At 70.6% G+C, this 25,014-nt stretch carries 22 protein-coding genes; 9 read left to right on the forward strand and 13 right to left on the reverse strand.

What is annotated here, in order from left to right; genetic code table 11:
- Window positions 1-92 precede the first annotated feature (92 nt).
- Window positions 93-935, reverse strand: a complete 843-nt coding sequence (locus tag BV453_RS01385) for a MerR family transcriptional regulator (protein ID WP_249520682.1) — start codon at window positions 933-935, stop codon at window positions 93-95.
- 214 nt (window positions 936-1,149) lie between these two features.
- Here BV453_RS01385 and BV453_RS01390 point away from each other — a divergent pair, with 214 nt between their 5' ends.
- Window positions 1,150-1,989, forward strand: coding sequence for a DUF4097 family beta strand repeat-containing protein (locus BV453_RS01390; protein WP_025104702.1), 840 nt, complete (start codon window positions 1,150-1,152; stop codon window positions 1,987-1,989).
- On the forward strand, window positions 1,986-2,612 hold the full coding sequence (locus BV453_RS01395) for a PadR family transcriptional regulator (RefSeq protein WP_060922301.1): 627 nt from the start codon (window positions 1,986-1,988) through the stop codon (window positions 2,610-2,612). The genes BV453_RS01390 and BV453_RS01395 overlap by 4 nt, the downstream gene beginning before the upstream one ends.
- A 63-nt stretch (window positions 2,613-2,675) precedes the next feature.
- On the opposite strand, the gene BV453_RS01400 is transcribed toward BV453_RS01395, so the two are convergent.
- Window positions 2,676-3,218 (reverse strand): universal stress protein, encoded by a 543-nt coding sequence (locus BV453_RS01400; protein ID WP_025104704.1) that lies wholly within the window; start codon window positions 3,216-3,218, stop codon window positions 2,676-2,678.
- 149 nt (window positions 3,219-3,367) lie between these two features.
- Here BV453_RS01400 and BV453_RS01405 point away from each other — a divergent pair, with 149 nt between their 5' ends.
- The 4 genes from BV453_RS01405 to BV453_RS01420 all read left to right on the forward strand — a co-directional run bounded on the left by BV453_RS01405 (window position 3,368) and on the right by BV453_RS01420 (window position 7,144).
- A complete protein-coding gene (locus BV453_RS01405) occupies window positions 3,368-3,559 on the forward strand; it encodes a DUF3073 domain-containing protein (RefSeq protein ID WP_025104705.1) in 192 nt (63 codons plus the stop codon).
- Between the two features lie 290 nt (window positions 3,560-3,849).
- Window positions 3,850-5,163 carry an ABC transporter substrate-binding protein gene (locus BV453_RS01410; RefSeq protein ID WP_249520683.1) on the forward strand — a complete coding sequence of 438 codons (1,314 nt, stop codon included), beginning with the start codon at window positions 3,850-3,852 and terminating at the stop codon, window positions 5,161-5,163.
- A gap of 89 nt (window positions 5,164-5,252) precedes the next feature.
- Entirely contained in the window at window positions 5,253-6,227 is a 975-nt protein-coding gene (locus BV453_RS01415) for a carbohydrate ABC transporter permease (RefSeq protein ID WP_249520684.1), read from the forward strand.
- Entirely contained in the window at window positions 6,224-7,144 is a 921-nt protein-coding gene (locus tag BV453_RS01420; RefSeq protein WP_249520685.1) for a carbohydrate ABC transporter permease, read from the forward strand. Before BV453_RS01415 ends, BV453_RS01420 begins: the two co-directional genes overlap by 4 nt.
- Here BV453_RS01420 and BV453_RS01425 read toward each other — a convergent pair.
- From BV453_RS01425 to BV453_RS01440, 4 genes are all read right to left on the reverse strand, one after another.
- The gene (locus tag BV453_RS01425) at window positions 7,134-7,526 is read right to left on the reverse strand and encodes a type II toxin-antitoxin system VapC family toxin (protein WP_025104708.1); all 393 of its coding nucleotides are present in this window, start codon (window positions 7,524-7,526) and stop codon (window positions 7,134-7,136) included. The genes BV453_RS01420 and BV453_RS01425 overlap by 11 nt on opposite strands.
- A complete protein-coding gene (locus tag BV453_RS01430; protein ID WP_249520686.1) occupies window positions 7,523-7,756 on the reverse strand; it encodes a hypothetical protein in 234 nt (77 codons plus the stop codon). Before BV453_RS01430 ends, BV453_RS01425 begins: the two co-directional genes overlap by 4 nt.
- Before the next feature lie 167 nt (window positions 7,757-7,923).
- Complete coding sequence (locus BV453_RS01435; RefSeq protein WP_249520687.1) at window positions 7,924-13,107, reverse strand: endo-alpha-N-acetylgalactosaminidase family protein; 5,184 nt, start codon at window positions 13,105-13,107, stop codon at window positions 7,924-7,926.
- Window positions 13,108-13,292: 185 nt separating this feature from the next.
- On the reverse strand, window positions 13,293-15,110 hold the full coding sequence (locus BV453_RS01440) for a beta-galactosidase family protein (protein ID WP_249520688.1): 1,818 nt from the start codon (window positions 15,108-15,110) through the stop codon (window positions 13,293-13,295).
- A 93-nt stretch (window positions 15,111-15,203) separates the two neighbouring features.
- Between BV453_RS01440 and BV453_RS01445 the strand changes: the two genes are divergently transcribed.
- Window positions 15,204-16,238: a LacI family DNA-binding transcriptional regulator gene (locus tag BV453_RS01445; RefSeq protein WP_025104712.1), complete on the forward strand. Its 1,035-nt coding sequence runs from the start codon at window positions 15,204-15,206 to the stop codon at window positions 16,236-16,238.
- 9 nt (window positions 16,239-16,247) lie between these two features.
- Here BV453_RS01445 and BV453_RS01450 read toward each other — a convergent pair whose 3' ends face one another.
- Genes BV453_RS01450 through purM form a run of 3 tightly spaced genes read right to left on the reverse strand, consistent with a single transcriptional unit; the run spans window position 16,248 to window position 20,161 of the window.
- On the reverse strand, window positions 16,248-17,570 hold the full coding sequence (locus BV453_RS01450; protein ID WP_249520689.1) for a CynX/NimT family MFS transporter: 1,323 nt from the start codon (window positions 17,568-17,570) through the stop codon (window positions 16,248-16,250).
- Window positions 17,570-19,042, reverse strand: coding sequence for an amidophosphoribosyltransferase (gene purF, locus BV453_RS01455; protein ID WP_025104714.1), 1,473 nt, complete (start codon window positions 19,040-19,042; stop codon window positions 17,570-17,572). The genes BV453_RS01450 and purF overlap by 1 nt, the downstream gene beginning before the upstream one ends.
- Before the next feature lie 6 nt (window positions 19,043-19,048).
- Window positions 19,049-20,161 (reverse strand): phosphoribosylformylglycinamidine cyclo-ligase, encoded by a 1,113-nt coding sequence (gene purM / locus BV453_RS01460; RefSeq protein WP_249520690.1) that lies wholly within the window; start codon window positions 20,159-20,161, stop codon window positions 19,049-19,051.
- A gap of 232 nt (window positions 20,162-20,393) precedes the next feature.
- On the opposite strand from purM, the gene BV453_RS01465 reads away from it, so the two are divergent.
- The gene (locus tag BV453_RS01465; protein ID WP_249520691.1) at window positions 20,394-21,899 is read left to right on the forward strand and encodes a DUF5979 domain-containing protein; all 1,506 of its coding nucleotides are present in this window, start codon (window positions 20,394-20,396) and stop codon (window positions 21,897-21,899) included.
- Window positions 21,900-21,972: 73 nt separating this feature from the next.
- On the opposite strand, the gene BV453_RS01470 is transcribed toward BV453_RS01465, so the two are convergent.
- From BV453_RS01470 to BV453_RS01480, 3 genes are read right to left on the reverse strand one after another with little or no spacing between them, the layout of a single operon-like run.
- Window positions 21,973-22,539 (reverse strand): DUF3618 domain-containing protein, encoded by a 567-nt coding sequence (locus BV453_RS01470; RefSeq protein WP_249520692.1) that lies wholly within the window; start codon window positions 22,537-22,539, stop codon window positions 21,973-21,975.
- Complete coding sequence (locus BV453_RS01475) at window positions 22,536-22,958, reverse strand: phage holin family protein (RefSeq protein ID WP_060923665.1); 423 nt, start codon at window positions 22,956-22,958, stop codon at window positions 22,536-22,538. The genes BV453_RS01470 and BV453_RS01475 overlap by 4 nt, the downstream gene beginning before the upstream one ends.
- A complete protein-coding gene (locus tag BV453_RS01480) occupies window positions 22,955-23,830 on the reverse strand; it encodes a hypothetical protein (RefSeq protein WP_249520693.1) in 876 nt (291 codons plus the stop codon). Before BV453_RS01480 ends, BV453_RS01475 begins: the two co-directional genes overlap by 4 nt.
- Window positions 23,831-23,982: 152 nt before the next feature.
- Between BV453_RS01480 and BV453_RS01485 the strand changes: the two genes are divergently transcribed.
- The gene (locus tag BV453_RS01485; protein WP_029989711.1) at window positions 23,983-24,588 is read left to right on the forward strand and encodes a hypothetical protein; all 606 of its coding nucleotides are present in this window, start codon (window positions 23,983-23,985) and stop codon (window positions 24,586-24,588) included.
- On the opposite strand, the gene BV453_RS01490 is transcribed toward BV453_RS01485, so the two are convergent.
- Complete coding sequence (locus BV453_RS01490; RefSeq protein WP_085604782.1) at window positions 24,585-24,920, reverse strand: hypothetical protein; 336 nt, start codon at window positions 24,918-24,920, stop codon at window positions 24,585-24,587. The two genes, BV453_RS01485 and BV453_RS01490, sit on opposite strands and share 4 nt — an antisense overlap.
- Window positions 24,921-25,014: the final 94 nt, after the last annotated feature.

Raw genomic sequence — 25,014 nt, forward strand, 5'->3', positions numbered from 1 at the left:
CTCCTCCCCCGATCCACCCCCTTGCGTGCGAGCCACCCCCTTGAGTACGACCGCAGCGGGGTGGGTCGCACGCAAGGGGGCCGCTCGACGGATCAGAGGGAGGCTTCCGCGTAGATGCGGAGCGCGTCGCGGACGAACTCCGCGCCCTGGGTGCCACCCGCGGACGTCGCGTAGTTCGCGCCGAAGCGCGGATCTGCGACGTACATCTCGCCGAGACCGATGACGTAGGCCTTGGCATCCGCGTCCGGTCCCTGCCGGAGCGCGGCGGCGGGAGTGCCCGGGATGCCCGTGAGCCAGGCCACGTGACGGCGCGCGAGCTCCTGCGCCTCGGCGGACGCGGGATCGATACCGCTCTCCGCCGCGGCGATCCAGTCGCGTCCGAGGTCGGACACGCGCTGCTGCCACTCGGCACGCTCGGCGTCGCTCATCCCGCGCCACCAGCGGTCGCTGTCGGCGTAGGCCTTCTTCCCCCAGCGGTCCTCGACCTCCTGCTTGTACTGCGTGTGGTCGAAGCCGTCGAACATGTTCTCTGCCATGAGGTTCTCACCTCCTCTCAATGCCGTGATGGTGGATTCGACCGACGCGATCTGCCGCGCCAGCCTGGTCTGCTCCTCGCGCAGCAGCGCGAGGTGTGTCTCGAGCGCCGACGCCTCCGCCGTCGAGCCCCCGCCCTGGGCCCCTGAGCACCCGCCCTGGGCCCCTGAGCTTGTCGAAGGGCCCAGCACCTCCGCGATCTGCGGCAACCCGAGCCCGAGCTCCCGCAGCAGGAGGATCCGCTGCAGCCGCACGAGCGCCGCCGCGTCGTAGTGCCGGTACCCGTTGGGCGCGATGCGCGACGGAGGCAGCAACCCGATGTCGTCGTAATGCCGCAGCGTGCGGCTCGTCGTCCCCGCCAGTCGTGCGATCTCCTGGATCGACCAGTCCTTCTCGCTCATCCCGCCCACCCTTCCGTGTCGTTCCCCTCCACCGTAGAAGTTGCCGTTGCGTCAAGGTCAACCCCGTTCGAATCGCTTGATTGGCTCGATTTCCGGCCGATATGGGACCAATCAGGCGATTCGAAGGAAAGAGGGGTGACGGGATCGAGATATATCGTGTTATCGTGACGGCAACACGATATATCGTGAATCCCTCGACACAGGAGAAGCAGACATGACCGAGAAGTGGCTCATCGCCCCCGGCGAGGAACGCGTCATCGACATCGCCTCCGCGACCCGGCTCAAGGTGGGCCTCGTCGGCGGACAGGTCGACGTCATCGCCCACGACGAACCCGGCATCCGGATCGAGGTGCACGGCGTCACCACCAAGGACCTCCGGATCGAGTCCCGCGACGGCGAGGTCGAGATCGACCACCCGCAGCTCGGCTGGGACAACTTCCTCGAGGTGTTCCGGAACTTCGGCTCCGGCGGTCCGCGCGCCGAGGTGAGCGTGGCCGTCCCGCGCAGCATCGCCCTGACCCTCGGCGTCGTGAGCGCCGGCGCCCTCGTGTCGGGCATCCGCAACGACACCCGTCTCAACACCGTGTCCGGCGACATCATCGTCGACACCCTCATCGGCGACCTCAGCGTGAACTCGGTCTCCGGTGACGTGCAGATCCGCAACCTCACCGGCTCGCTCAGCGCCAACAGCGTCTCCGGCGACGTGGCCGTCACGGGCGCCATCCGCAAGGCCACGGTCGACATCGTCTCCGGCGCGACGCTGGTGGACGCGGCGGGCGACGTCAACACGATCACCGTGAACTCGGTCTCCGGCGGCACCACGGTGCGGCTCGACGAGTCCCTCGCGGCGAACTACGTCATCCGCTCGCTCAGCGGCCGCCTGCTCATCGACGGCGTCGAGCGCAGCTCGTCCGGACCGAGCACCTACAACGGCACCACCGGGGAGCTCGCGGGACGCTTCGTCGACCTCCGCGCCAACTCCGTCTCCGGAGGGGTCACGGTCCTCCGCCGCGCTCCGCAGACCATCGAGAACGATCCGGAGTGGGAAGCATGAGCCCCGCGGTCTTCTCCCACGGCGACCTGCGCCTGTACCTGCTGTCGCTGCTCGCGGAGTCCCCGCAGCACGGCTACGGCATCATCCAGTCCCTCACGGACCGGACGGGCGGCACGTACACGCCGAGCGCCGGCACCATCTACCCGCGCCTGGCGAAGCTCGAGGAGGAGGGGCTGGTCACCAAGACCGTCGACGGACGCACGACGATCTACGCGATCACCGAGGCCGGACGCGCCGAGCTGGCCTCGCGCCAGAGCGACCTCGCCGACATCGAGGCGGGCATCACCGACACCGTCCGTCTCATCGCGAACGAGGTGCGCCAGAGCGTGCAGGAGGCGATGAAGAGTCTTCGCGCCGACCTGGCGACGGCCACCAAGGACGACCGGGCGGCGGCGAAGAACAGGCCGCGCACCGCGGGCGACGATGCACGGCTGACCAGCCGCGAGGAGCTGCACCGCGCGGACGCCGTCGTGAACGCCTTCCGCGCACGCATCCGCACCGACCTGCGCACCCATGTCGCCAAGGGCGGCGTCCTCCCGTCGTCGGTGGTCACCGACCTCGAGAACGCGCTGGACCAGGCCGCCCGGAGCGTGACGGTGGCGCTGAGTCAACCGGACTCCTGAGCCCCTGGCATGACCGCACGAGGCCCCGTCGACATCCGTCGGCGGGGCCTCGTCGTGTGCGGATCACTCCGGCCAGATCTCCTTCTGCTCGTCCGGTACGGACTCCCCCAGGGGGACGACGAGCACGGAGCGGTGCTGGCGATGGGCGAGGCGCGCGGCGACCGAGCCGGTGAAGAACTCCCGGATGGACTCACCGATACCGCGCTTGCGGGTACCGACGACGATGAGCTGCGCGTCGAGCTTGTTCGCGAGCTGCTTGATGGCCAGCGCCGGGTCGCCGACGAGCTGCCGAGCGGTCCAGGTGACTCCCTTGCCGTCGAGCATCGTGGCCGCAGCCGCCTCGACGGCCTCGAACTCGGCAGCCCCCGCGTCGAAGTTGATGTCGATGGGAGCGGAGTGCACGTAGCCGTCCGGATCCTCGTAGGTGACGAAGCGCGTGATGTCGACGTGGGCCACCACGAGCGGGGCGTTCAGCAGCCGGGCGAAGCGGACGGCCTCATCGAGAACGTGCGGGTCCTGGTCGAGCTGCATCCCGACGATCACGGCCTTCTGCAGAGCGGCGTTCTGCGTGGCCTCATCGGACGGAGTGGAGGTGCTGTCGGTCATGGAGATCGCTCCCTTCGCCGGCCTGGCCGCGGCCAGGGTCTGTTCCCCGCGTGCTATCCTGAATGCTACTCTTACCGGCCTCGAGCCGGTGTCGTGAATGACTCGGGCGCCTGTCTGCCCGCAGCTTAACTCGTGAGGGGGTCTCAGGCATGGGCCGTGGCCGTCAGAAGGCGAAGCACACAAAGATCGCCCGCGAACTCAAGGCGTACAGTCCGTCGGTGAACTACTCGGCGCTGGAGCGCGAGCTCGCGCACTCGAGCGACTCCGACGAAGACGCCTACGTCGACAAGTGGGCCGACGAGTACGCAGACGAAGACGAAGACGAACTAGAGAAGGCGTAGCCCCTCGGTTCGAAACACCCGCACGGCTCGTGCGGGTGTTTCGTCGTACCCGGGCGGCGATCCCCTCAGCGGGAGGGCCGCCGCGTCCCGCCGCGCGCGACCGCGTCCCGACGCCGCCGATCGATGTCAGCGCTCCCTCTGGGGCAATCAAACTCGTCCCCGTCCCGCGATTCCGCGTCTTGTGAGCGCAAACATTTTCTGATTTGATGTGCATGTGATCGACGGCGCACCCTCGCCGCGTCCCCGCTTCGGGCGATCCGCAGGAACATGACCTCAAAGAGGAGAACAGCATGGCACCCACCTCACGCACCCCCCGCGTCGCCGCGGTCGTCGCCCTCGGCGCGGTGTCGGCGTTCGGACTCGCGGCCTGCGCGCCGGCCGCATCCGGGGGCGGCGACGCCGGCGGTGAGCCCCTCGCCATCGAGTACATGCACCGCCTGCCCGACGGCGAGGGCATGACCACGGTCGCGGAGATCGTCGACCGCTGGAACGAGGAGCACCCCGACATCCAGGTCACGGCCACGAAGTTCGACGGCAAGGCCAGCGACATGATCCTCAAGCTCGAGACCGACATCAAGGCCGGGAACGGCCCGTGCCTCGCGCAGACCGGATACTCCGAGGTGCCGCAGCTCTATGTGAAGGGTCTGCTGGAGGACGTCGCCGCGGAGGCCGAGAAGTACGAGGACCACTACTCGGCCGGAGCGTTCAGCGGCATGCGGGTCGGCGACGCCATCGTGGGCCTCCCGCAGGACACCGGGCCCCTCGTCTACTTCTACAACACCGCGGAGTTCGAGGCGCTCGGCCTCGACGCCCCGGCCACTCTCGACGACCTGACCGCCGCCTCCGCCACGGCCGCCGCCGCCGGCAAGTTCGTCACCGCGTTCACTCCGGACGAGGCGCAGAACTGGCTCTCCGGACAGGCCGCGGCCGCCGGCGACACCTGGTTCTCCACCGAGGGCGAGGAGTGGAAGGTGGACGCCGAGGGCGCCGGCTCCGAGCGCGTCGCCGCCTTCTGGCAGGGCCTGCTCGACGGCAAGCAGACGCTCGCGACCGAGCGCTGGGGCGAGGGCTTCACGGCGGCGCTGAACGACGGCAGTCTCATCGGCCACGTCGGCGCGGCCTGGGAGGCCGGCTTCCTCCTCGACTCGCTGGACGGCACCCCGGCCGAGGGGCAGTGGCGCGTCGCCCAGCTCCCGGACTTCGGCGCCGGGGCGATGAGCGGCCCCGACGGCGGCTCCGGCGTCTCGGTCATGAAGGGCTGCGAGAACCCCGAGGCCGCCATGGAGTTCAACGACTGGTTCAACACGCAGGTCGACGACCTCGCGTCGCAGGGTCTCGTCGTCGCCGCGAAGGGTGAGGTGGAGACCCCCGAGAAGATGCTGCGGCAGTTCGGTGGCCAGGATGTGCTCGCCGAGCTCGGCACCGCCACCGAGAACCTCAACCCCGACTTCCCCTACGCCCCCGGCTTCTCGACCCTGGCGAACATGAACGAGACGGCCGCCGCGGCCGCCGCCGGCACGGCCTCGGTCGCCGACATCTTCACGACGGCGCAGGACACGGCCGTCGCGTCGCTCAAGGACCTCGGCCTCCCGGTCGCGGAATGACCGGACCGGACGGCATCATCGGATGAACGACGGCGGAGTGCACGGGCGATCGTGTACTCCGCCGTCGTCGTGAGAGCGAGAGGCACATCATGGCCACAGTGACCGAGACGAGGGCAGCGGCGCCGCTCCCTCCCGCGCGCCGCCCCGTCGCCCCGTCGACGAGGCGATCGCGGATCCGACGGGAGGGTCTGACCGGGTGGCTGTTCATGGCGCCGTTCGCGCTGCTGTTCGCCGTCGTCTTCCTCATCCCGATCATCGTGTCGGTCCGGTCGTCGTTCTTCGCGCAGGTACCCGCCGGCGGCGGCCTGTACGGTGGCGGCGAGCTCGTCGACACGTTCGTCGGCCTCGACAACTTCGCGGCCGCGGCGACCGACGGCGCGTTCTGGACCGGCATGGGACGGGTCGTGCTCTACGCGGCGTTCCAGATCCCGGTGATGATCATCGCGGCCCTCGCCCTGGCGCTGCTGCTGGACTCGTTCATCGTGCGCCGCCCCGCCCTGTTCCGCCTCGCCTTCTTCCTCCCCTACGCGGTCCCCGGCATCATCGCGGCGATGATGTGGCTCTACCTCTACACGCCCGAGGTGTCGCCCTTCCTGCCCTATCTGCCCGAGGGGACCGATCTCATGTCGCCGCAGACGATCCTCTTCTCGATGGCGAACATGACGACGTGGACGTACACGGGCTACAACATGCTCATCTTCCTGAGCGCCCTGCAGGCCATCCCCCGCGACCTCTACGAGGCCGCCCGCCTGGACGGCGCGTCCGGATTCCAGATCGCGACCCGCATCAAGGTGCCGCTCGTGCGCGGTGCCGCGCTGCTGGCCGTGCTGCTGTCGATCATCGGCACGATCCAGCTGTTCAACGAGCCGGTCATCCTGGAGGCCGCGAACTCCTGGATGGGCAAGGACTTCACGCCGATGATGCTCACCTACAACACGATGATGGGCGAGCTGTCGCCGTCGGGCAGCGGTCCGGCGTCGGCGTACTCGCTGCTCATGGCCGGCATCGCGGGTGTGCTCGCGATCGTGTACGCACTGCTCCAGCGGCGGAAGGGCGACGCATGACCACCACACGACTCGTCACCGTGGCTCCGCCGACGAAGCGGCGCTCCCGGAAGCCGCAGGCGGCGGACGCCCCTCACCCGTCGATCGCCCCCGGCCCCGCCGCGCGCACGTTCGGCATCATCGCCCTCGTCGTCGCCACGCTGTACTTCCTCGTGCCGGTGTTCTGGCTCGTGGTCGCCTCGACGAAGAACAACACCGACCTCACGTCGACGTTCGGCTTCTGGTTCGCCGAGCCGAACCTCGCCGCCAACTACGACAGCCTCATGGGCTGGACGCAGGGGCTGTTCTGGCGCTGGGTCGGCAACTCCCTGTTCTACTCGCTCAGCGCCGGGGCCATCGGCACGCTGTTCGCCGTGATGGCCGGCTATGCGATCGCCAAGTTCGCCTTCCCGGGGAAGAAGCTCGCGGTCGGCATCATCATGGCGGGGCTCCTGCTGCCCGTCGCCCTGCTCACGGTGCCGCTGTACATCGAGTTCCAGGCGCTCGGCCTCACGAACACGGTGTGGGCGATCATCATCCCCTCGGCGGTCTCGCCGTTCGGCGTCTTCCTCGGCATGGTCTACGCGCAGTCGTCGGTGCCGACGGAGCTGCTGGAAGCCGCCCGCATCGACGGCGCCGGTGAGGGCCGGATCTTCTTCACGATCGTGCTGCGGCTGCTCGGCCCCGCGATGGTGACGATCTTCCTGTTCATCTTCGTGGCCACGTGGAACAACTTCCTCCTCCCGCTCATGATGATCTCCAGCCCCGACCTCAAGCCGGTCACGCTCGGCCTCTACGGCATGATGAGCTACTTCTCCCCCGACAAGGGCGCCGTCATGCTCGGGGCCCTGCTCGGCGTGATCCCCCTCATCGCGCTGTTCTTCACGCTGCAGAAGTACTGGCGCTCGGGTCTCGCCGCCGGCGCCGTCAAGGGCTAGGCACCTCGACCGCGCACAGACCGGAGGCCGCCCGCGCGAGCCTCCGGTCGTGCGTCAGGAGCGGGCAGTCGAACACCGCGGCGAGCGCGACGTACGCGGCGTCGTAGGCGGTGAGGTTCGCCCGCAGCGCGAGGATCCGCGGCACCAGCGGGAGCGTCGGATGCAGGTCGACCGGGAGGCGGGCGAGGTCGCCGGCCGCGGATTCGAGCGCCGCGGCGTCGAGGACACCGCCGCGTTCGAGCCCCCGCAGAGCGCTGGCCACCTCCACCGGCAACAGCTCCGGGGCAAGCAGAAACTCGTCCTCCAGCCGCGACCCCAGGACACCGGTCGACGTTCCGGTGCAGACCAGGTCGACGACGATCGAGGCGTCGACGACGATCACCGCCCGGCGCGCCCCTCGTGCACGGCGGCGACGATGTTCTCCGGGGTGAGCGCGGTCATCTCCGGCTGCCGCGCTCGTCGGCTCAGGAACTCCGAAAGCGTCGGGCGCGAGGCGAGGCGAGTGAGCTCCGTCGACAGATACTGCTGAAGCGACTGTCCTCGCTCGCGCGCGCGTGCGGCGAGCACGGAATGCACGCCCGGATCGAGGTCGCGGATGAGGACGTTCGGCATGCTTACAGTATGCATGTACGGCTCCTTTCGTGACTACCCCTCGAGTATCGGGGAGCGGGGGCACGCTCTCCCGCCCCGGAACCGCGACCCGTGGAGAACCGGCAGACTCCCCGCCGCGTGCAGAAGAGGCCCGGGGCGAACCCCGGGCCTCTCGTGTGCAGAGGAACTCAGCTGCGTCGCCGTCGCCAGAGCGCCGCACCGAGTGCGCTCAGGGCGAGCGCGCCGACGGCGACCGCCAGCCAGGTCATCCCCTCCGTGCCGGTCGTGGCCAGCGCCCCACCCGCGGCGGTCGCGGCCGCGGTGACCGCCAGATCCGCGCGGGCCAGCTCGGCGCCCTCGGTGTCCGTCGCGACGAGCGCATGGGCACCCGCGGGCGTGGCCGCCGGGATGAGGACGGTCGCGACCGCGCCGCCGTCGGCGGCGATCGTCACCTCGCCCACGCGGACCGGCTCCGAGTGGAGCCAGAGCTGCACGACCGCCTCGGGGTCGAAGCCGCGGAGCTGCACGCGGAGGGAGTCTCCTGCCACCGCGGTGCCGACCGACGGGGTGAGGACGGCTTTCTTCGCCGGCTTCGCCTTCTTGACCTTGAGGTCCGCGCCGGCCACCTCCGCGCCGGAGGCGTCCTTGACGAAGAAGCGGTGCTTCCCGACCGTCGCATCCGCGGGGATGAGCACGCGGGTGGTCAGCGCGCCGTGCGCATCGACCGTCGCGTCCGCGAGCCGCACGCCGTCCAGCCAGAACGAGACGGCGGCGCCGGGCGCGAAGCCTGAGAGCACGGCCTCGACCGTCTCCCCTGCGCGCACGGAATCCGCGCCGAGCGTGAGCACCGGATCGGTCTCCGGGGCGCACGCCCCGAGGTCGTCCGCTGGTCGCTTCTCCGGGGCGTGCCCCGTCTGCGGGGACGTGACACCGTACACCGCCATCTCCGCCACGGCCGCGAACGGCGTGCCCGAGATCGACGAGGTCGCCGTCACCCGCATGTATCGCGCCGTGGTCGCGGCGAAGTCGACGTCCTGCCACTCCGCGACGTTCTTCCACTCGCCCGCCGCCACGTCGGTGAAGGTCTGCCCGTCGGTCGAGACCGCGACCTGGAAGCCCTTGATGGGGCCGTTCTGGTTCGCACCGCGCCGCAGGTAGGAGATGCCGTCGACCGTCTCCGCGGAACCGAGGTCGAACGTGAGCACGTGCGGATACCCGGGGGCGTCGCTGCTCCAGCGGCTGTGCCAGAACGTCCCGGCGTTGCCGTCGAGCATGTTCGCCGCTGTGCCGTCCTCACCCGCGGTCTCCTCGGAGCTCGCGGTCGCCGTGATCTGCGCGTTCGGGATGCGGGCGCGGGAGGCCACAGCCGCCTCCTGCGCGGTCTGCACGGTCCGCACGTCGCAGTCGACGAGGTAGGTGGCCGCGATGCCGATGCTGACGGCGGAACCCGCGGCCGACGCCGGTGCCGTCAGCAGCCAGTCCGTCGTCACGCTCTCGCCGGGGGCGGCCTTCGCGAACAGGTTCGACGACCCGTCTGCGACCTCGACGGTGTAGCCCTCCGGGAGGTCGAGCTGCACGCCGACGTTCTCCGCCAGGATGTCCTCGCTGTTGGTGAAGGTCGTGGTGAACGGCGTCTGCGCCCCGGGGCTCAGGGTCACGGCCTCGCCGGAGACGGTGGCGCACGGCGTGCCACCCTCCGTCGGACCGAGGTCGGTGACCGTGAAGTCGTCGAGGACGAAGTCGACGTCCGGGCCGCCGACCCGCTCCAGACCGACCCACGTGTAGTCGCCGCACCCCACGATCACGTCCTCCTGGAACGCGGTGGTCTCCAGGGCCTGCACGACGGGGGTGCGACGCAGGGTCGTCGAGGAGATCTCCCCGTCGAGCACGGCGTCGGTGCCGGTCAGCCAGCGGTAGGCCCCGCTCGCGCCGGCCTGGTAGTCGAACCCGATGCGGTAGGTGTGCCCGGCCTGCAGCGGCACCAGCGTGGGGTCGGTCCGGTAGACGACGCCGGAGTTCTCGGAGTGGGACATCAGCGAGTGCTCACCGGTGAGGGTGGTGTCCACCGCCAGCCCCGCGAGGGCTCCGCTGTCGAACGGCTTGGCCGTGTTGCGCCAGTCGCTCGTCGTGTACGGGTCGTGCCGGCGCGAGATGCTCGTGCGGGGGTCGTCGATGCCGTTGGCGTCGCCCTTCACGAACGGGCCCCACCCGGGCTGGTTGCCCTCGAAGTCGTTCGAGTACACCGTGCCGGCCGCGGCCGGGGCCGTCGTGTCCGCCATCACCCTGGCGTTGTCGATGCGCACCGCCGCGTCGCCGGCGACCGCCGAGACCGAGACGGTCACCTCGCCGGAGGCCGGCGCCAGGAACGACACCGATCCGCGCTGGTAGTACTGTCCGGCCTTCGAGTCGGCGCGCATGTAGTTGTACGTCGGGGACAGGTTCCAGGTGCGGTTCACGACGCCGCCCCCGGTGTCGACCGCGACGCTCACGTCGCGCGTGGCCGTCGGATCGATCTGCACCTGCGCGGAGAACGCGTAGCGCTTCCCGGGGGTGAGGCCGGTGACGGTCTGCGAGATCGCGGAGGCGGATGAGCCGAACACCGCGATGTTGTCGCCCCGGGAGGCGTTCTTCGCCGCGCCGAGATCCGTGCGCTCGATGGTCACGTCACCCCGGGGGTTCCAGCCGTCGAGCGCGCCCGAGTTGAACCCGGGGTCGGTCAGGCCCGCGTCGCGGTACTCGATCGCCGCCCGCTGCGCTCCGTCCTGAGGCACGACGACGTAGGCCGTCCCCTTCTCACCGGACAGCGTCAGCTTGCCGTCGACCGCGGTGACGGTGCGCACCTTCTCGCGGCCCTGGTCGCCGAGCGCGAACACGTCGAAGGTCGTGATCCCGCGGAAGGCGTCCGTGAGACCGAAGGTCTTCTCGCCGCCGGAGGCCGTGAAGAAGTACATCTTGTCCGCGTCGACGGGCGAGCCCGACTCGGCGCTCGACGGCAGCGACTGCCACGGCAGCAGGTAGGAGTCGCCCCGCAGGACGGTCGCGCCGTCCATCGTGACGACCCGCGTGCCGCCGTCGATCCGGGCCGCCACGTCGTCGGTGAAGGTCGCCTCGACCCCCACCTCGTACGTCTGCAGGTCGAAGTGCTGCAGGAACTTCGTCGGCAGGCTCTGCGACCAGATGTTGCCGATGAAGCCGTCCCAGTTGCGGTTGCCCACCCAGCCCTCGGCGTCGACGAGACGCTGCTGGCCGAGCAGGACGTCGTCGTTCCAGACGTCCGCCTGCGCGTTCTGGATGAACCGCACCATGGTGGAGTTGATGCCCTTGTTGTCCTTGCCGCCATAGGCGAGGTCGTTCGGCCAGTGCGACCAGACCGTGCTGTCGACGAACTTGTCGCCCCACTCGGTCGCGACCTCGAGGTCCATGGCGTTCAGCTCGTCCGCGAGCTCCTCGGCCACCCAGCCGTTGGAGTAGTACACGTCGATGTAGACGCCGCTGAGCCCCGGCACCTCGTCCCGCAGCTGCTGGAAGCGGTCGAGCACGCGTCCGGTGCCGAGGTCGGTCTGCTGGTTGATGTAGTACGACTGGTCCAGCCAGTTCCAGCCGGGCTTGTACGGCGGGGTGCCGTCGAGGATCGCCGCATCGAACGCGTCCGCCTGCGGGTAGATCTCCGTGGCGTTGACGTGCACGCTCATGTCGGCGTTGAGCTTCGCCCCCTCGTCGACGAGGCGGTTGAGGTCGGCGAGGCCGCCCGCACGCTCGTTGTAGTTCCCGCCGTAGTCGGTGTTCGCGGAGTCGTGTCCCTCGCTGCCGAAGCCCTTGTTGAGCACCCACTGGCCGAGGCCGTCGGTCTGGTTCGCGATGCGCTTGGTGTTGTCGAGCACGAGGTCGAAGTAGTTCGTGGCGCTCGAGGCGAAGTTGAACGGGATGCGGCTGACCACGCGGTCGGCTACCCGGTCGGCACCGAGGCGCGGGGCGTCGACCTCGCGGTAGCGGATCGCGGCGTCCTGCCAGTCCACGGTCTCGTCGCCGTTGCGGTCGGCGGTGAGGAGCACCGTGACCTTCGGAAGGGCGTAGGTCGTCACCCGGCTGTCGACGGCGGAGGTCGGATGGATGAGCCAGGTGTTCGAGCCGATCTCCGCGGCCCGGCCGTCGGCCGCAGTCACCCGCGTCGTGAGCCGGGTGTTCCACGAGGCGGTGCCGCCGGAGGCCTGCGTCGTCGCGTTCGTGATCACGCTGCCGGCGAGGGTCCCGTCGCCGAGGAATGCGAAGGCCGCGCCCTTCGTCCCGGTGGCCGTCGCCGCTCCCACCGCGATGTGCTCATCGGCGTTCGTGGTGCTGTTCGGGCTGATCACGGTGCGATCGAGGACGGCGCCGTCCGCGGCCGTCGCGGAGAGGAACGCGTTGTCGGGGAGCGCCAGGGTGTTCACCGCGGCGGAGCCGTCCACCCCGGTCACGGTGAACTCGACCGTACCGTTCGCCGCGACGCGGATGCTGCTGCGCACCGTGACGTCGATGCCGGTCAGGGTCGATACGTAGTCGACGCCGCTCGCCGTCGCCGTGGAGGTGGTGGTCGACGCATAGGCGGTGCCGTTGACCGCCCAGGTGCGCGGGGAGCTCTTCTGCCCGCCGAGGCGGTCATCGCCCACGCGGTAGCCGAGGATCTGCGGGAACGCGGAGGAGACGGTGGCGGTGGTGCCGCCCGCAGCGATCTCGACGGTGTCCCCGGTCTCCGGCTGCTCCGGCGTCTCCGGCTCTGTGACGATCGGCGGGAGCTCCTCGTCGGAGAGCACCTGGATCTCACCGGCGCCGCCGCCCGTGGTGCCCTGCGCGTCGAGGACGAGCAGCGCGACGTATCGGCCGTCCTTCGCGGTCTCCAGCGTGATGCGCTGCTTCTCGTCATTCGCGGTGGGCGCGTGCAGCGTCGCGGCCGCGGCGGCGGCGCCCCATCCCCCATCGGCCGGCGAGGTGCGCGCGGCGTCGGCGTCATCCGTGACGTACACCTCGACGGTCTTCGCCGCGACGCTCTGCCCGCGCTTGACCGAGTAGTCCAGCCCCTTCACCGAGAGGGACCGCTGCAGGTCGAGGGCGATCCAGTGCGGGAAAGGCGCGTTGGACGAGTACCGCGACGTCCACTGCGTCGCATAGTCGCCGTCGAAGGCGCCGAGAGCCGTGCCGTCGAGCGAGGGCGGCGCCGGATACGGATCCGATTCGCTGGACACCGCGTGCAACCGGTACTCCGTCTGCGGGACGGGGAGGAGATCGGCGGCCTGTGCAGCGGTCGCGGGGAGGAGCGCTCCGCCGAGCGCGAGAGCCGTCGCCAGCAGGGAGCTGATGGCGACGGCGGTGCGCGGCGGTCGGGAAGGTGTCGACACGTCTTGCCTCTCGAACGGTGCGACGGCCGGAGGAAAGGACGCCCCGATGCGCCGCAGGTGGATCATCGATCGGAACCGATGTTTGCGCTATCACCGTAGAGCGAGGTTGTGGCTTAAGACAAGAGTTGAACGCGAAGTATGCGCAAACATTGGCCGAAGGTCATCACCCGCGGCCCGTGTGCGGCTCAGGAGCCGATGAACTCCTCGGTCTCCCCGAAGGACGGCGCCTCCCGGATCTCCACCGTCGCCCCGAGGCCGTCGGTGTCGAGCACCACGATCTCGTTGCGCCCGGCACGCCACAGCGGCCCGGGGGCGTAGAGCGTCTCCTGCGGACCCACGCTCCAGTAACGTCCGAGCAGGAATCCGTTCAGCCACACCATGCCCTTGCCGCCGCCGGGGAAGGCGAGCCACGCGTCCAGCGGTTCAGCGATATCGAACCCGGCGACGGCGAGGCCGTCCTTTCCGCCCGACCCGGCGGCGTCCGCCGCCGGTGCCGTCTGCGGCAGGAGGCGATGCGTCCAGCCGTTCACAAGGCGGCGGCCGATCATCACACCGCGCATGATGCCCTTGCCCTCGCCGGTATACGGCCCGTAGTTGATGCGTCCGAGGCTCTCGACGACGAACGTCAGCCGACCGGAGCCGCCGTCCACGGGGAGAGCGAGAGACGTCTCGCCGTCCCGCTCGAGCACACCGAGGCGACGGTCGTCGAGGAAGACGACCGCGCGATCGTGCAGGCCATCGATGGTCAGTGTCGCCTCGTCGGGGAACGACACGTCGGCCTCGTAGGCGACAAGGCCGTCCTCCGCTCCAAGCTGCTCGAAGGTCAGCGGGCGCGGCGAGAGCGCGCCCGCCGCAGGGGTCGCCCGGAGCACGTCGAGCAGACCCGCCCGCGGCTCCAGAGGCGCGGAGGAGGCGGGCTGCCGCCGCGGCTGGTCGGGGACCGGCGGCAGCGCGTCCGCGTGGAAGGGCGCGAAGAGTGCGCGAAGTGCGTGGAACTTCTTCCCGAGCGTGCCGTCCTCGCCGATCGGGGCGTCGGAGTCGTAGCTGGTCACCGTGGGCTGCAGCACGAGGTCGTGGTTCGCGCCGTTCCACAGGCCGAAGTTGGTGCCCCCGTGCGCCATGTAGAGGCTGACCGAACCGCCCTCGTCGAGGAGCTCGCGGATCGTCCCGCCCATGCTGTCCGCCGACCGCACATGGTGCCGCTCGCCCCAGTGGTCGAACCAGCCGCCCCAGAGCTCGCTGCACATGAGCGCCTCCCCGTGCCGACGCAGGGAGGCCGCCACCGGCACCCCGGTGCCGAACGTGAACGTCGTCATCGCGCCCGGCACGCTCCCGTGCGCGATCATGTCCGGAGTGATCCCGTCGGCCGTCGTCAGCATCTCCACCATGCCCCGTCGCCGGAGCCCGTCACGCAGGTGGGCGAGGTAGGCGGCGTCGCTGCCGAACGATCCGTACTCGTTCTCGATCTGGATCGCCACGATCGGCCCGCCGTACGCGGCCTGCAGGGGCGCGAGCCGCGGAAGCAGCGCGTCGTACCAGGCATCGACGGCGGCGAGGAACGCGGGATCGCTCGTCCGCAGCGCCGCGACCCGCCCGGTGAGCCAGAAGGGGAGACCGCCGTTGGACCACTCCGCGCAGATATAGGGGCTCGGCCGGAGGAACACGTCGAGGCCGACCTCGCCGGCCAGCCGCACGAAGCGCTCGACGTCCTGCCAGCCGTCGAAGCGGATGTCCCCTTCGACCCGTTCGTGGAAGTTCCAGGCGACATAGGTGTCGACCGTGTTCGCGCCCATCGCGGCGAGTCGGCGCAGGCGGTCCTCCCACTGGTCCGGGTGCACGCGGAAATAGTGGATCGAGCCCGACAGGATGCGGTGCGGCGCACCGTCGCGGAGGATCTCCCCGTCGCGCCAGGACAGGGCGGGGGCGCCGGGGGCGGCGGCGTCTGTCGGCGCGGCGACGGCGGTGGAGAAGCCGTCGGAAGCCGCGGCGAGAAGGTCGGACATTGCACTCCCAGCTGAATTGTTTGCGTTCACATTATCGCATCGCCGATGTCCGCGCTCCCTGGTTTTCCGCCGATGGATCGCTACCATTGGGGCATGTCCCCTCGCCGTCCGAAAGACGACCGCGCCCCCAGCCAGGTCGACGTCGCCCGCCTCGCCGGCGTCTCCACCCAGACCGTCTCGCGCGTGATGTCCGGACAGGACAACGTCCGCCCGGAGACCGCACGACGGGTTCTCGCCGCGGTCGAGGAGCTCGGCTACCGGGTGCACGCCGCCGCCGCGTCGCTCGCCTCGGGCCGCACCCGTGTGCTCGGCGTGATCGTGGTCTCGACCGATCGCTACTCCTCCGCCGCGCTCGGCGTCGGCATCCAGCAGGCCGCGGCGGCGAACGGCTACACCGTGACCACGGCGGCGGTGGCCGACCACGCCTCGGACGACGCGTTCCTCGAGGCCTTCGATCGCCTGGAGCGGCAGGGCGCGGAGGGCATCATCCTCGGTGTTCCGATCGCCCTGGACACGCCGGCGATGCGGGCGCGTACCGAACGGACGCCCGCCACCCGGAGTGAGCGCACCTCCCTCGAGGAGGACGCCCCGCTCGCGGTCGACCAGCGCGCGATCGCCCGCCTCGCCGTGGAGCATCTCCTCGACCTCGGCCACGAGACCGTGTGGCATGTCTCCGGCGACGACTACTGGACGGAGACGCAGCAGCGCAGCGAGGCCTGGGAGCAGACGCTCCGCGAGCGCGGCATCGTCCCGCCGCCCGTGATCCCGGCGGACTGGACCCCGGAGTCCGGGTACCGGGCGGGCCGCACGATCGCCGCGATCCCCGAGGCGACCGCGGTCTTCGTCAGCAGCGACGAGATGGCGTTCGGCCTCATCCGCGCCCTGCATGAGGCGGGGCGCAGCGTGCCGGAGGACATCTCCGTCGTGAGCGTCGACGACATCGCCCTCGCCGCCTACGCCTCCCCCGCCCTGACCACCGTCCGTCAGCCGTTCGAGGCCATGGGCCGCGCCGCCGCGCTGCGGCTCATCACCCAGATCGAGGGCCACGACCCGGTCGGCGAGATGCCCTCCACCGACCCGCAGCTCATCGTGCGCTCCTCGACCGCGCCGCCTCGCGTCACGCGCTGACGGCCATCGTCACCAGCGGCCGTGACGCCGCTCCCACTCGTCCTCGATCGTGCGGCGGCGACCGGCGATGATGCCCGCGGGCACCGAGACGACCAGCACCCCTGCCACCACGAGAAGCGGCACCTGCCACCCTCCGCTGGTGTCGTGGAGAAGGCCGACGAGGAGCGGGAACACCGCCGCGATCGCGTAGCCGATGCTCTGCACGAAGCCGCTGAGGGCGACTGCGCTCTCCGGCGTACGGGCCCGGATGCTCAGGAGCACGAGGCTCAGCGGGAACATGATCGCGGTGAGCCCGAAGATCGCCACCCACAGCGGCAGCGCGACGGTCGGGAAGAGCAGGAGACCGGCGAGCCCGACGAGACCGGCCACCACGGCCACGAAGAACAGCGGGCGGGTGGCCTGGAACCGCACGACGAGCACCGGCACGAGCATGGAGCAGGGCAGCCCGACGAGAGCGAACAGCGAGAGCAGGAAGCCGGCGGTCGCCGGGGTCACGCCACCGAGGTCGACGAGGATGGTGGGCAGCCAGGCGAAGGCGACGTAGGCCATGGTCGACGACGTGCCGAACACGAGCGCGAGCGCCCACGCCAACGGCAGCCGCCAGAGCCGGCCGAAGACGCGGGGGCTCGCCGACTGCGTCGTGATCGGCCCGGTCGAGGCGGCGACCGCGTCGCGCACATCGTCCACGCCGTCGGTGGGGTCGGGAACCAGGAGCTCCGTCGGCACCGCGCGGTCGTCGCCGCGGGAGCGCACCAGCAGCGTGACCCAGGGCACGAGCGCGAGGGCGGCCACCACGCCCCACATACCCAGCGAGATCCGCCACCCGAGCGAGTCGGCGACGGGGACGGCGACCAGCGGCGGGAGGAAGGTCGAGACCGCGAGCGTCGTGGAGTATGCGGTCATCATGACGCCGAGCCGGTCGGCGAAGTACTTCTTGACCAGCGGCGGCAGCAGGACGTTGCCCGATCCCACACCGGCGAACACGACGGCGGTCGCGGCCAGCAGACTCCAGGAGTCGGGGGCGAGGCCGCGCAGCAGCATGCCCGCCGCCATCAGCACGATCGCCACGACCGCCATCCGCTCCAGCCCGAACCGGCGCTCGAACAGCGGGGTCAGCAGTCCGAACAGCGCGAAGCAGACGGGCGGAGCCGCGCCGATCAGCCCCACGATCACGGGGGCCACCGAGAAGTCCTCGGCGACGTGGTCGAGGACAGGAGAGAGCGAGGCGACCGCCGACCGCAGCGAGAATGCGACCAGCACGATCCCGATCAACGCGAGGGCGCGCCCCTGCCAGAGGGGTCGGCCCTGCGGCGAGCTCAGGGACCCGGACATCAAGAGGTCTGCGACCCCTCCACCCAGGCGAGGTACTCGTCGGTGACGGTGCCGGTGACGTAGCGGCCGTCGAAGCAGCTCATGTCGAGGTCTTCCAGTACGGAACCCTCGGTGATCGCGGCCTTCAGGTCGTCGACCTCCTGGTACACGAGGTGGTCGCAGCCCAGCTCCTCCGCGATCTCGGGGATCGTGCGGCCGTGGGCGATGAGCTCGTGCCGCGAGGGCATGTTGATGCCGTACACGTGCGGGTGCCGGACGGGCGGGGCGGCGGAGGCGAAGGTCACCGAGGCGGCTCCGGCATCCCGGGCCATCTGGATGATCTCCTTCGAGGTGGTGCCGCGCACGATGGAGTCGTCGATCAGCAGCACGTTCTTGCCCTGGAACTCCGTCGACATGGCGTTGAGCTTCTGACGGACGCTCTTCTTGCGCACCGCCTGCCCCGGCATGATGAAGGTGCGGCCGACGTAGCGGTTCTTGTAGAAGCCCTCGCGGTACTCGATGCCGAGCTTACGGGCGACCTCCATGGCCGCGGGACGGGACGAGTCGGGGATCGGCATGACCACGTCGATCTTGTCCATCGGCACGTGCTTCGCGATCGTGTCGGCGAGCTTGTCGCCCATCCGCAGGCGGGACTCGTACACCGAGATGCCGTTCATGACGGAGTCGGGACGAGCGAGGTAGACGTACTCGAAGGCGCAGGGTGCGAGGTGCGTCTCGGTGGCGCACTGCTTCGTGAACAGCTCGCCCTCGTTCGTGATGAACACGGCCTCGCCGGGCTCGACCTCGCGCACGACCTCGTAGTCGCCGTTCTCCAGCACGAGGGACTCGCTCGCCACGACCCACTCGTCCTTGCCCTCGGCTCCGGGGACCGTGGAAGGGCGGCGGCCCAGGATCAGCGGACGGATGCCGAACGGATCGCGGAACGCGAGCAGGCCGTAGTTGGCGATGACGGCGATCACCGCGTACGCGCCCTCGATGCGGTCATGCGTACGGGCGACGGCCTCGAAGATCCGGTCCGGGTCGAGGTCGACCGTGGAGGTCGTGGCCTGCAACTCACCGGCGAGCACGTTGAGCAGCAGCTCGGTGTCGCTGGACGAGTTCAGGTGCCGACGGTCGCGCTGCGCCATGTCGGCGGCGAGCTCGCGCGTGTTCGTGAGATTGCCGTTGTGGATGAGGATGATGCCGTAGGGCGCGTTCACGTAGAACGGCTGCATCTCCTCTTCACTGGACGCGGTGCCCTTGGTGGCGTAGCGGACGTGGCCGAGACCGACGTTGCCCAGCAGTCCGCGCATGTCGCGGGTGCGGAACGCCTCGCGCACCATCCCCTGGGCCTTGGCATTGTGCATGACGCCGTTCGCCTCGGCGGTGGCGATGCCCGTCGCGTCCTGCCCGCGATGCTGCAGCAGCAGGAGGGCGTCGTAGATGTCCTGATTGACCGGGGCAGAGCCCACCATTCCGACGATGCCGCACATGGGCTCTTACTTCGCTCCGTCCGCGTAGGCGCCGACGAGGCGCACTGCTCCACCATCGACGCCCTTGGCGCCCTGTTCGAATTCGCCGGCCGGACGCGGGCCGAAGCCCACCGTGCCGACCTGCCAGGAGGGCATGCCCTCGGCGTTCAGCGCCGCGATCGCGGCGTCCGTCCTGTCCGCCGCCACCACGGCCAGGAATCCGATGCCGAGGTTCCAGGTGCCCTCGGCGGATTCCAGCGTGGAACCGGCGATGTCGCTCAGTACGCGGAACACCGGGCTCGGCGACCAGGTGCTGCGGTCGACCTCGACCCAGCTTCCCTGGGGGAGCACGCGCGCGAGGTTCGCCGCGATGCCGCCGCCGGTGACGTGGCTCAGCGCGTGGACCCCGCCGGAGGCCTCGATCAGGCGCAGCAGCGGCAGCGTGTAGAGGCGCGTGGGCTCGAGCAGAGCCTCGCCCCAGGTCGACCCGAAGTCTGCGGCGTTGTCACCGTAGGAGATCCCGGCTCGGGTGATGATGTGGCGCACGAGCGAGTAGCCGTTGGAGTGCAGGCCGCTGGAGGCCACCGCGATGACCGCATCGCCGTCCTGCACGCGCTCCGCGCCGAGGATGGCGTCGGCCTCGACCACGCCCGTCGCCGCGCCGGCGACGTCGTAGTCGCGCGGGCCCAGGAGACCGGGGTGCTCCGCCGTCTCGCCGCCGACGAGCGCGGTGCCCGTCGCGGCGCACGCCTCGGCGATGCCGCGCACGATGTCGGCGATCCGCTGGGGGACGACCTTGCCGCAGGCGATGTAGTCGGTCATGAACAGGGGCTTCGCGCCCACCACGACGATGTCGTCGACGACCATGCCGACCAGGTCCTGGCCGATCGTGTCGTGCTTGTCGATGGCCTGCGCGATGGCGACCTTGGTGCCGACGCCGTCGGTGCTGGTCGCGAGCAGCGGACGCCGGAAGTCGCGCAGGGCGCTGGCGTTGAACAGACCGGCGAAACCGCCGACACCGCCGAGCACCTCGGGGCCGTGCGTCGCGCGCACGGACGACTTCATCAGTTCGACGGCGAGGTCACCCGCCGCGGTGTCGACGCCGGCTTCGGAATAGGGGTTGGTGGGGGAGGCAGCCACTCGAACAGCCTACCGCCCGCGGGCGCCCCGTCGGCTCGCGGCCCGCTTCGAGCGCGGGGCGGATCGAGCGATACCGAAACGTCCTCATATGTAGCGTAATCATCCGCGCATGTGAGAGTCTGTCGGCGAATCGTGCGGGCTCGACGACCGGGTGTCCCGGAAAGAACAGGAGAGGTGGACTGTGCGCATACAGAAGAAGAGAACGGAGCGACGACGCAGGCGAAGCCGGGGCGTGGCGAGCAGCGCCGTCGCCCTCCTGGCCCTGGTCGGACTCGCGGTTCCGCCGACGGCGCAGGCGGCGGAGCTGGATGCCATCACGGCGGTGACGGTGGTGGAACCGACAGGCGACATCCACCTGTACGACACCCTCCGACTCGAGGCCACCTGGGCCGTTCCGGACAGCGCGCAACCGGGGGACACCTTCTCGCTCGCCTTTCCCACGACGCCCCGCTTCGTCCGGGTGGCTGCGACGTTCCCCCTGCGGGACCCCGCCGGCGCGACCGTCGGCACCTGCACCGTCGCGGCGACCGCCATCGCCTGCACGCTGAGCGACTACGTCCTCACGCATGACAACGTCCACGGCACCCTGTTCTTCCAGATGAAGGCGGAGGAGACCACCGAGGAGGACACCGTGACGTTCACCACCGGGGACGGTGGTCCGATCACCGTGGAGATCCCCGGCGGCGGCGTGGGCCCCCAGCGCCCGGAGCCGGTGCCGACGGATGCGACCAAGTCGGGCGTGCAGACGACCGACGGGACGATCGAGTGGTACATCTGGGTCCCCGGACGACTGCTCGGTGGAGAACGCCCGACCCTCACGGACACCGCGACCCCGGGACTGAACCTGCTGCCCGACACCGTGGCGATCGGCTCGGTCGCGACCGACGCGTGGGCAGGCGGCCTGTTCGACCCGGCGGACTTCCACCCGCTCTCAGCGGGGTCGGACTTCGTCCTCACGCCGGGCGACGCCGGCTCGTCGTTCACCGTGGAGCTCACGGCGCCGGCGCAGGCCGACCGCCTGTATCGGCTGTCGTATCAGACCGAGCTGCCGGCGGATGCGCACAACGGCCAGGTGTTCGCGAACACCGTCTCCGGATCGAGCGTCACCACCACCACGGCGACCGTGACCGCGAGCGTGGCGGGCGGCGACGGCGAAGGGGACGGGCGCGGCGGGTTCTCGGTCGCGAAACGAATCGTCGGCGAGGGAGCATCCCTCGTCCCGGCCGATGCGACGTTCGCCGTCGACTACTCCTACCCCACCGCGGACGGTGCGGTGACCGGAACGCTCATGCTGCCCGCGGACGGCACCGCGCGCGACGTCGCGCAGATCCCGGTGGGCGCGGTCGTGACGCTGTCCGAGCACACCGCGGAGGCCGTGCCCGGTGTCGTGTGGGGAAGCCCGCAGTTCACCGGCGACGGGGTGACCGCGACCGACGGAGGCGCACAGCTCACGATCAGCGCGGATTCCGTCGTGACCGTCGAGCTGCGCAACCCGACCACGCTCTCCCCGCCGTCCCCGACCACGCCGCCGACCACGGTCGAGCCGCCCTCCCCCTCGGCTCCCGCGACGCCGCCCGCTCCCCCCTCCCGGGGCCTCGCGGCCACCGGCGGCGACGCCGGCGGCCTGATCGGACTCGCCGCCGGGGCGGTGCTGGCCCTCGCGGCGGGGGTCCTGCTCAGCCGGCGCGTCCGGACCCGCGCACACTCCGCACCGGGACGCACCGGCATCGAGACCTGACCCGGCCCTCGGCACGCGAAGGGCCCGGTCCGACGGATCGGACCGGGCCCTTCATGTGGCGGGTGCGCGGGCATCAGTTCCCGCCGGCGACGTTGTCGCGGGCGTCCTGCGCACTGCTCTTGACCTCGTCGACCGCGTGGGTCGCGTCGTCACGGACGTGGGCGGCGGCACCGGCGGCCTCGTCCTTGACGGCGGCGAAGGCCTCCTGCGCCGGCTCCTTGAGATCCTGGCCGATGGTCTTGGCGACGTCGGTCGCCTCGTCGACGAGAGGCTGCGCCTTCTCCTTGATGTCCTCGGCCAGTTCCTTCTCCTTCGAGGAGGCGGGGATGACGGCGGCCACGACGAGCCCCGCAGCGAAGGCCATGAGCCCCACCGCCAGCGGATTGCCCTGCGCCTTGGCCACGGTGTGCCGTCCGGCGTCGGCGACCGAGGAGGAGGCATCCCCCAGTCGGTCCCCGGCGTCCTCGGCGGCGCCCATGACGCGGTCGACCGCCGAGCGCACGGCGCCCTTCATCTTCTGCGTCTGCCGGTGCACGACCTTCGAGGGGGTGACCTTGTCGGCGAGGGCGTCGACATCCCTGCCGAACTCCGCTCGGGTCCGCTCGATGTCGGCGCGGATCGCTTCGGGTGAATCGCTCATTTGTTCTCCTCATTCCTCTTCACCGCATCAGGGATGCGCTTGAGGCTGTCCACGGTGCGCGGAGCCCCTTCGATGCTCTTCAACTGCTTGCGTCCCATCACGAACAGGACGAGGGCGATCACCGCCCAGATGACGGCGACGATCACGGCCGACCAGCCGAGGCCGGTGACATATGCTCCGAGGGCCCACCAGAGGGCGACCGACAGGAAGAACACGGCCATGAGTGCGCCGTATCCCGCTCCGCCGAGCATCCCCGCCCCCCGGCCCGCGCGCGTGGCGGACTGCTTGAGCTCGGCCTTGGCGAGCTCCAGCTCCTGCCGCATGAGGGTCGACAGATCGGTGGTGACCTCGCTGAGCAGATCGCCGAGTGACGTGGTCTCGGCCTTCTGCTCCGAGGGCGTGGGAGTGGCGTCGGTCATGGTCGCCCCTCTTCGTCGGATCCGCGGGTGGCGGCGTCGGTGCGGTCGTAGAGCGGGGTGTCCCCGTCGTCGACCGTCTCGCCGTGCGGCGTGACGCCCCACGGGGCGGTGCCGGCATCGATCCCGCTCATGCCGTCCGGCGCTCCGGGCACGGTGCCGTCGGTGGGCAGCGGCGGCTCACCGAGAGTGGTGTTCTCTGCGGTGCCCGCGCCTCCGACCACTCCCGCGGCGCCCGCGCTGCCGGGGACGGCGCCGGGCGTGGTCGCCGGGGCGACGACGGGACGCGGCGGGACCGCGGGTGCCGCCGCTCCCGCCACCGACGGGGAACCGGAGCCCGATGCCGCGCCGGACGAGGCGGACTCCGCCGCACCCTCGGAGAGCGCCCTGGTCAGCCGGCCGGCGACGAGACCGGCGAGTGCGGCCACGGCGATGAACGTGCCGGGCTTCGCCCGTGCGTAGGACTTCACCTCGGTGAGCAGCGAACCGGGGTCGCGGTCGCCGATCCAGCCGGCGATGCCCTGGATGCGCGTCGACGCCTGGCGCACGAGGTCGGCGGCGACACCGCCGTCGGAACGCTCCGCCATCGTGCCCAGCTCCCCGCCCACGGACCGGAGTCCCTCCGCGACGCGGCGCTGCTGCACCGCCGCCTGCTCCGACAACTCCGTCTTGGTCTGGTGGTACAGGTCTCGCACCTGATCCTTGGCCTCGTGGGCGACCGCCCCCGCTTCGGCCTTCGCCGTCTCGACGACGTCCGCGGCCTGGCCCTTCGCCGTGTCGGCGACACCCGCGGCCTCATGCGCGGCGGTCCGGACGGCGCCCGGAGACTCGGTCGTACCGCTGCCCGCGGCACCTTCTGCATTGCTCTGCGACATCGTTCTTCCTCTCGACTCCCGCCGACGGCCGCCGACGTGTGAGCAGGTTTACCCCCGGGTGCGGCGATCACAGCGAGGGTTGACGCGGCTCGCAGTGGGCATTACCGTGCCGGGACTCCGCACGGCTGCCGCACCCGCCTACGATGGGGGCCATGGCCGACAAGCCGCAGTGGCTCATCCGCGAAGACGCGAGCGTCCCCGTGCTCGTCGCGCTCGCCCTGCGCCAGCTGCTGGGCATCAGGGCGCCCCTCGATCTGCCGTCCCTCCGCGACCTGTCCGTGCGCGCGCCCGATGCTCCGGACGCCTCCCCCGAGGTCGAGACGCAGTGGCAGGGCTACTGGGACATGACCGTGGAGCCGCGGGCCCACCACTCCGGCGTCCCGCTCGAGCTGATCGACGGTTTCGACACCCTGGTGGCCCTCCCGGCGACCGGCGCCGAAGCGCTCTCGACCGCGATCCGTCCGCATGCCGGCACTGCGCTCCGGTATGCCAACGCCGCGCACGACCGATACGTCGGGTCGATGAAGAGCCACACGGGCGGAGACGCCTATCGGGCGTACGCGAGCGCGATCGCGGAGTTCGAACGCGATATCGGACGCCGCGCGCACTCGTTCGAGCTGAACGTGCAGGTGCTGCCGCTGTCGCAGCGCGGGATCTGGTGGATCGGCGACCTCACGGTCGCGGTGACCGATGGGCTCCGCCGGGACGTCGTGGCGTTCGACTCCGCCATCCGTCCGGTGATCGCCGAGCTCGCCTAGGCGCGGTCGGTCGTCGTGTCGTCCTCGTCGATGACGGTCTCCCGGTCGACCCTCACGACGCGGTCATGGCGACGGGCGATCCGCTCGAGAACGAGACCGGCGACGCCACCCAGCGCCAGCCCGATCGGCACGGTCCACAGCAGCAGGAAGCCGAAGACCTGACCAGGCGGGTAGACGACGTCGAGCGCCTGCGACTGCTCGAAGCTGCCGACCATGGTCAGGATGCCGGCGGCGATGATGCCCAGCACGACCCCGATGCCCATGAGCACGCCGTACCGCGGTACGCGGCGCACGGTCGCTTCGACGGTCTGGTGGGTGTCGTGGGAGGGCATGCCTCCATTGTCCCACCCTCTGCGGGCGTACGCAGCCGCACACGGAACCGCCCTCCCCGATCACCGGGGAGGGCGGTTCCGGTAGCCGCCGGAC

It is taken from the genome of Microbacterium sp. ER1 (assembly GCF_023383675.1).
In the GTDB taxonomy this organism is placed as follows: domain Bacteria; phylum Actinomycetota; class Actinomycetes; order Actinomycetales; family Microbacteriaceae; genus Microbacterium.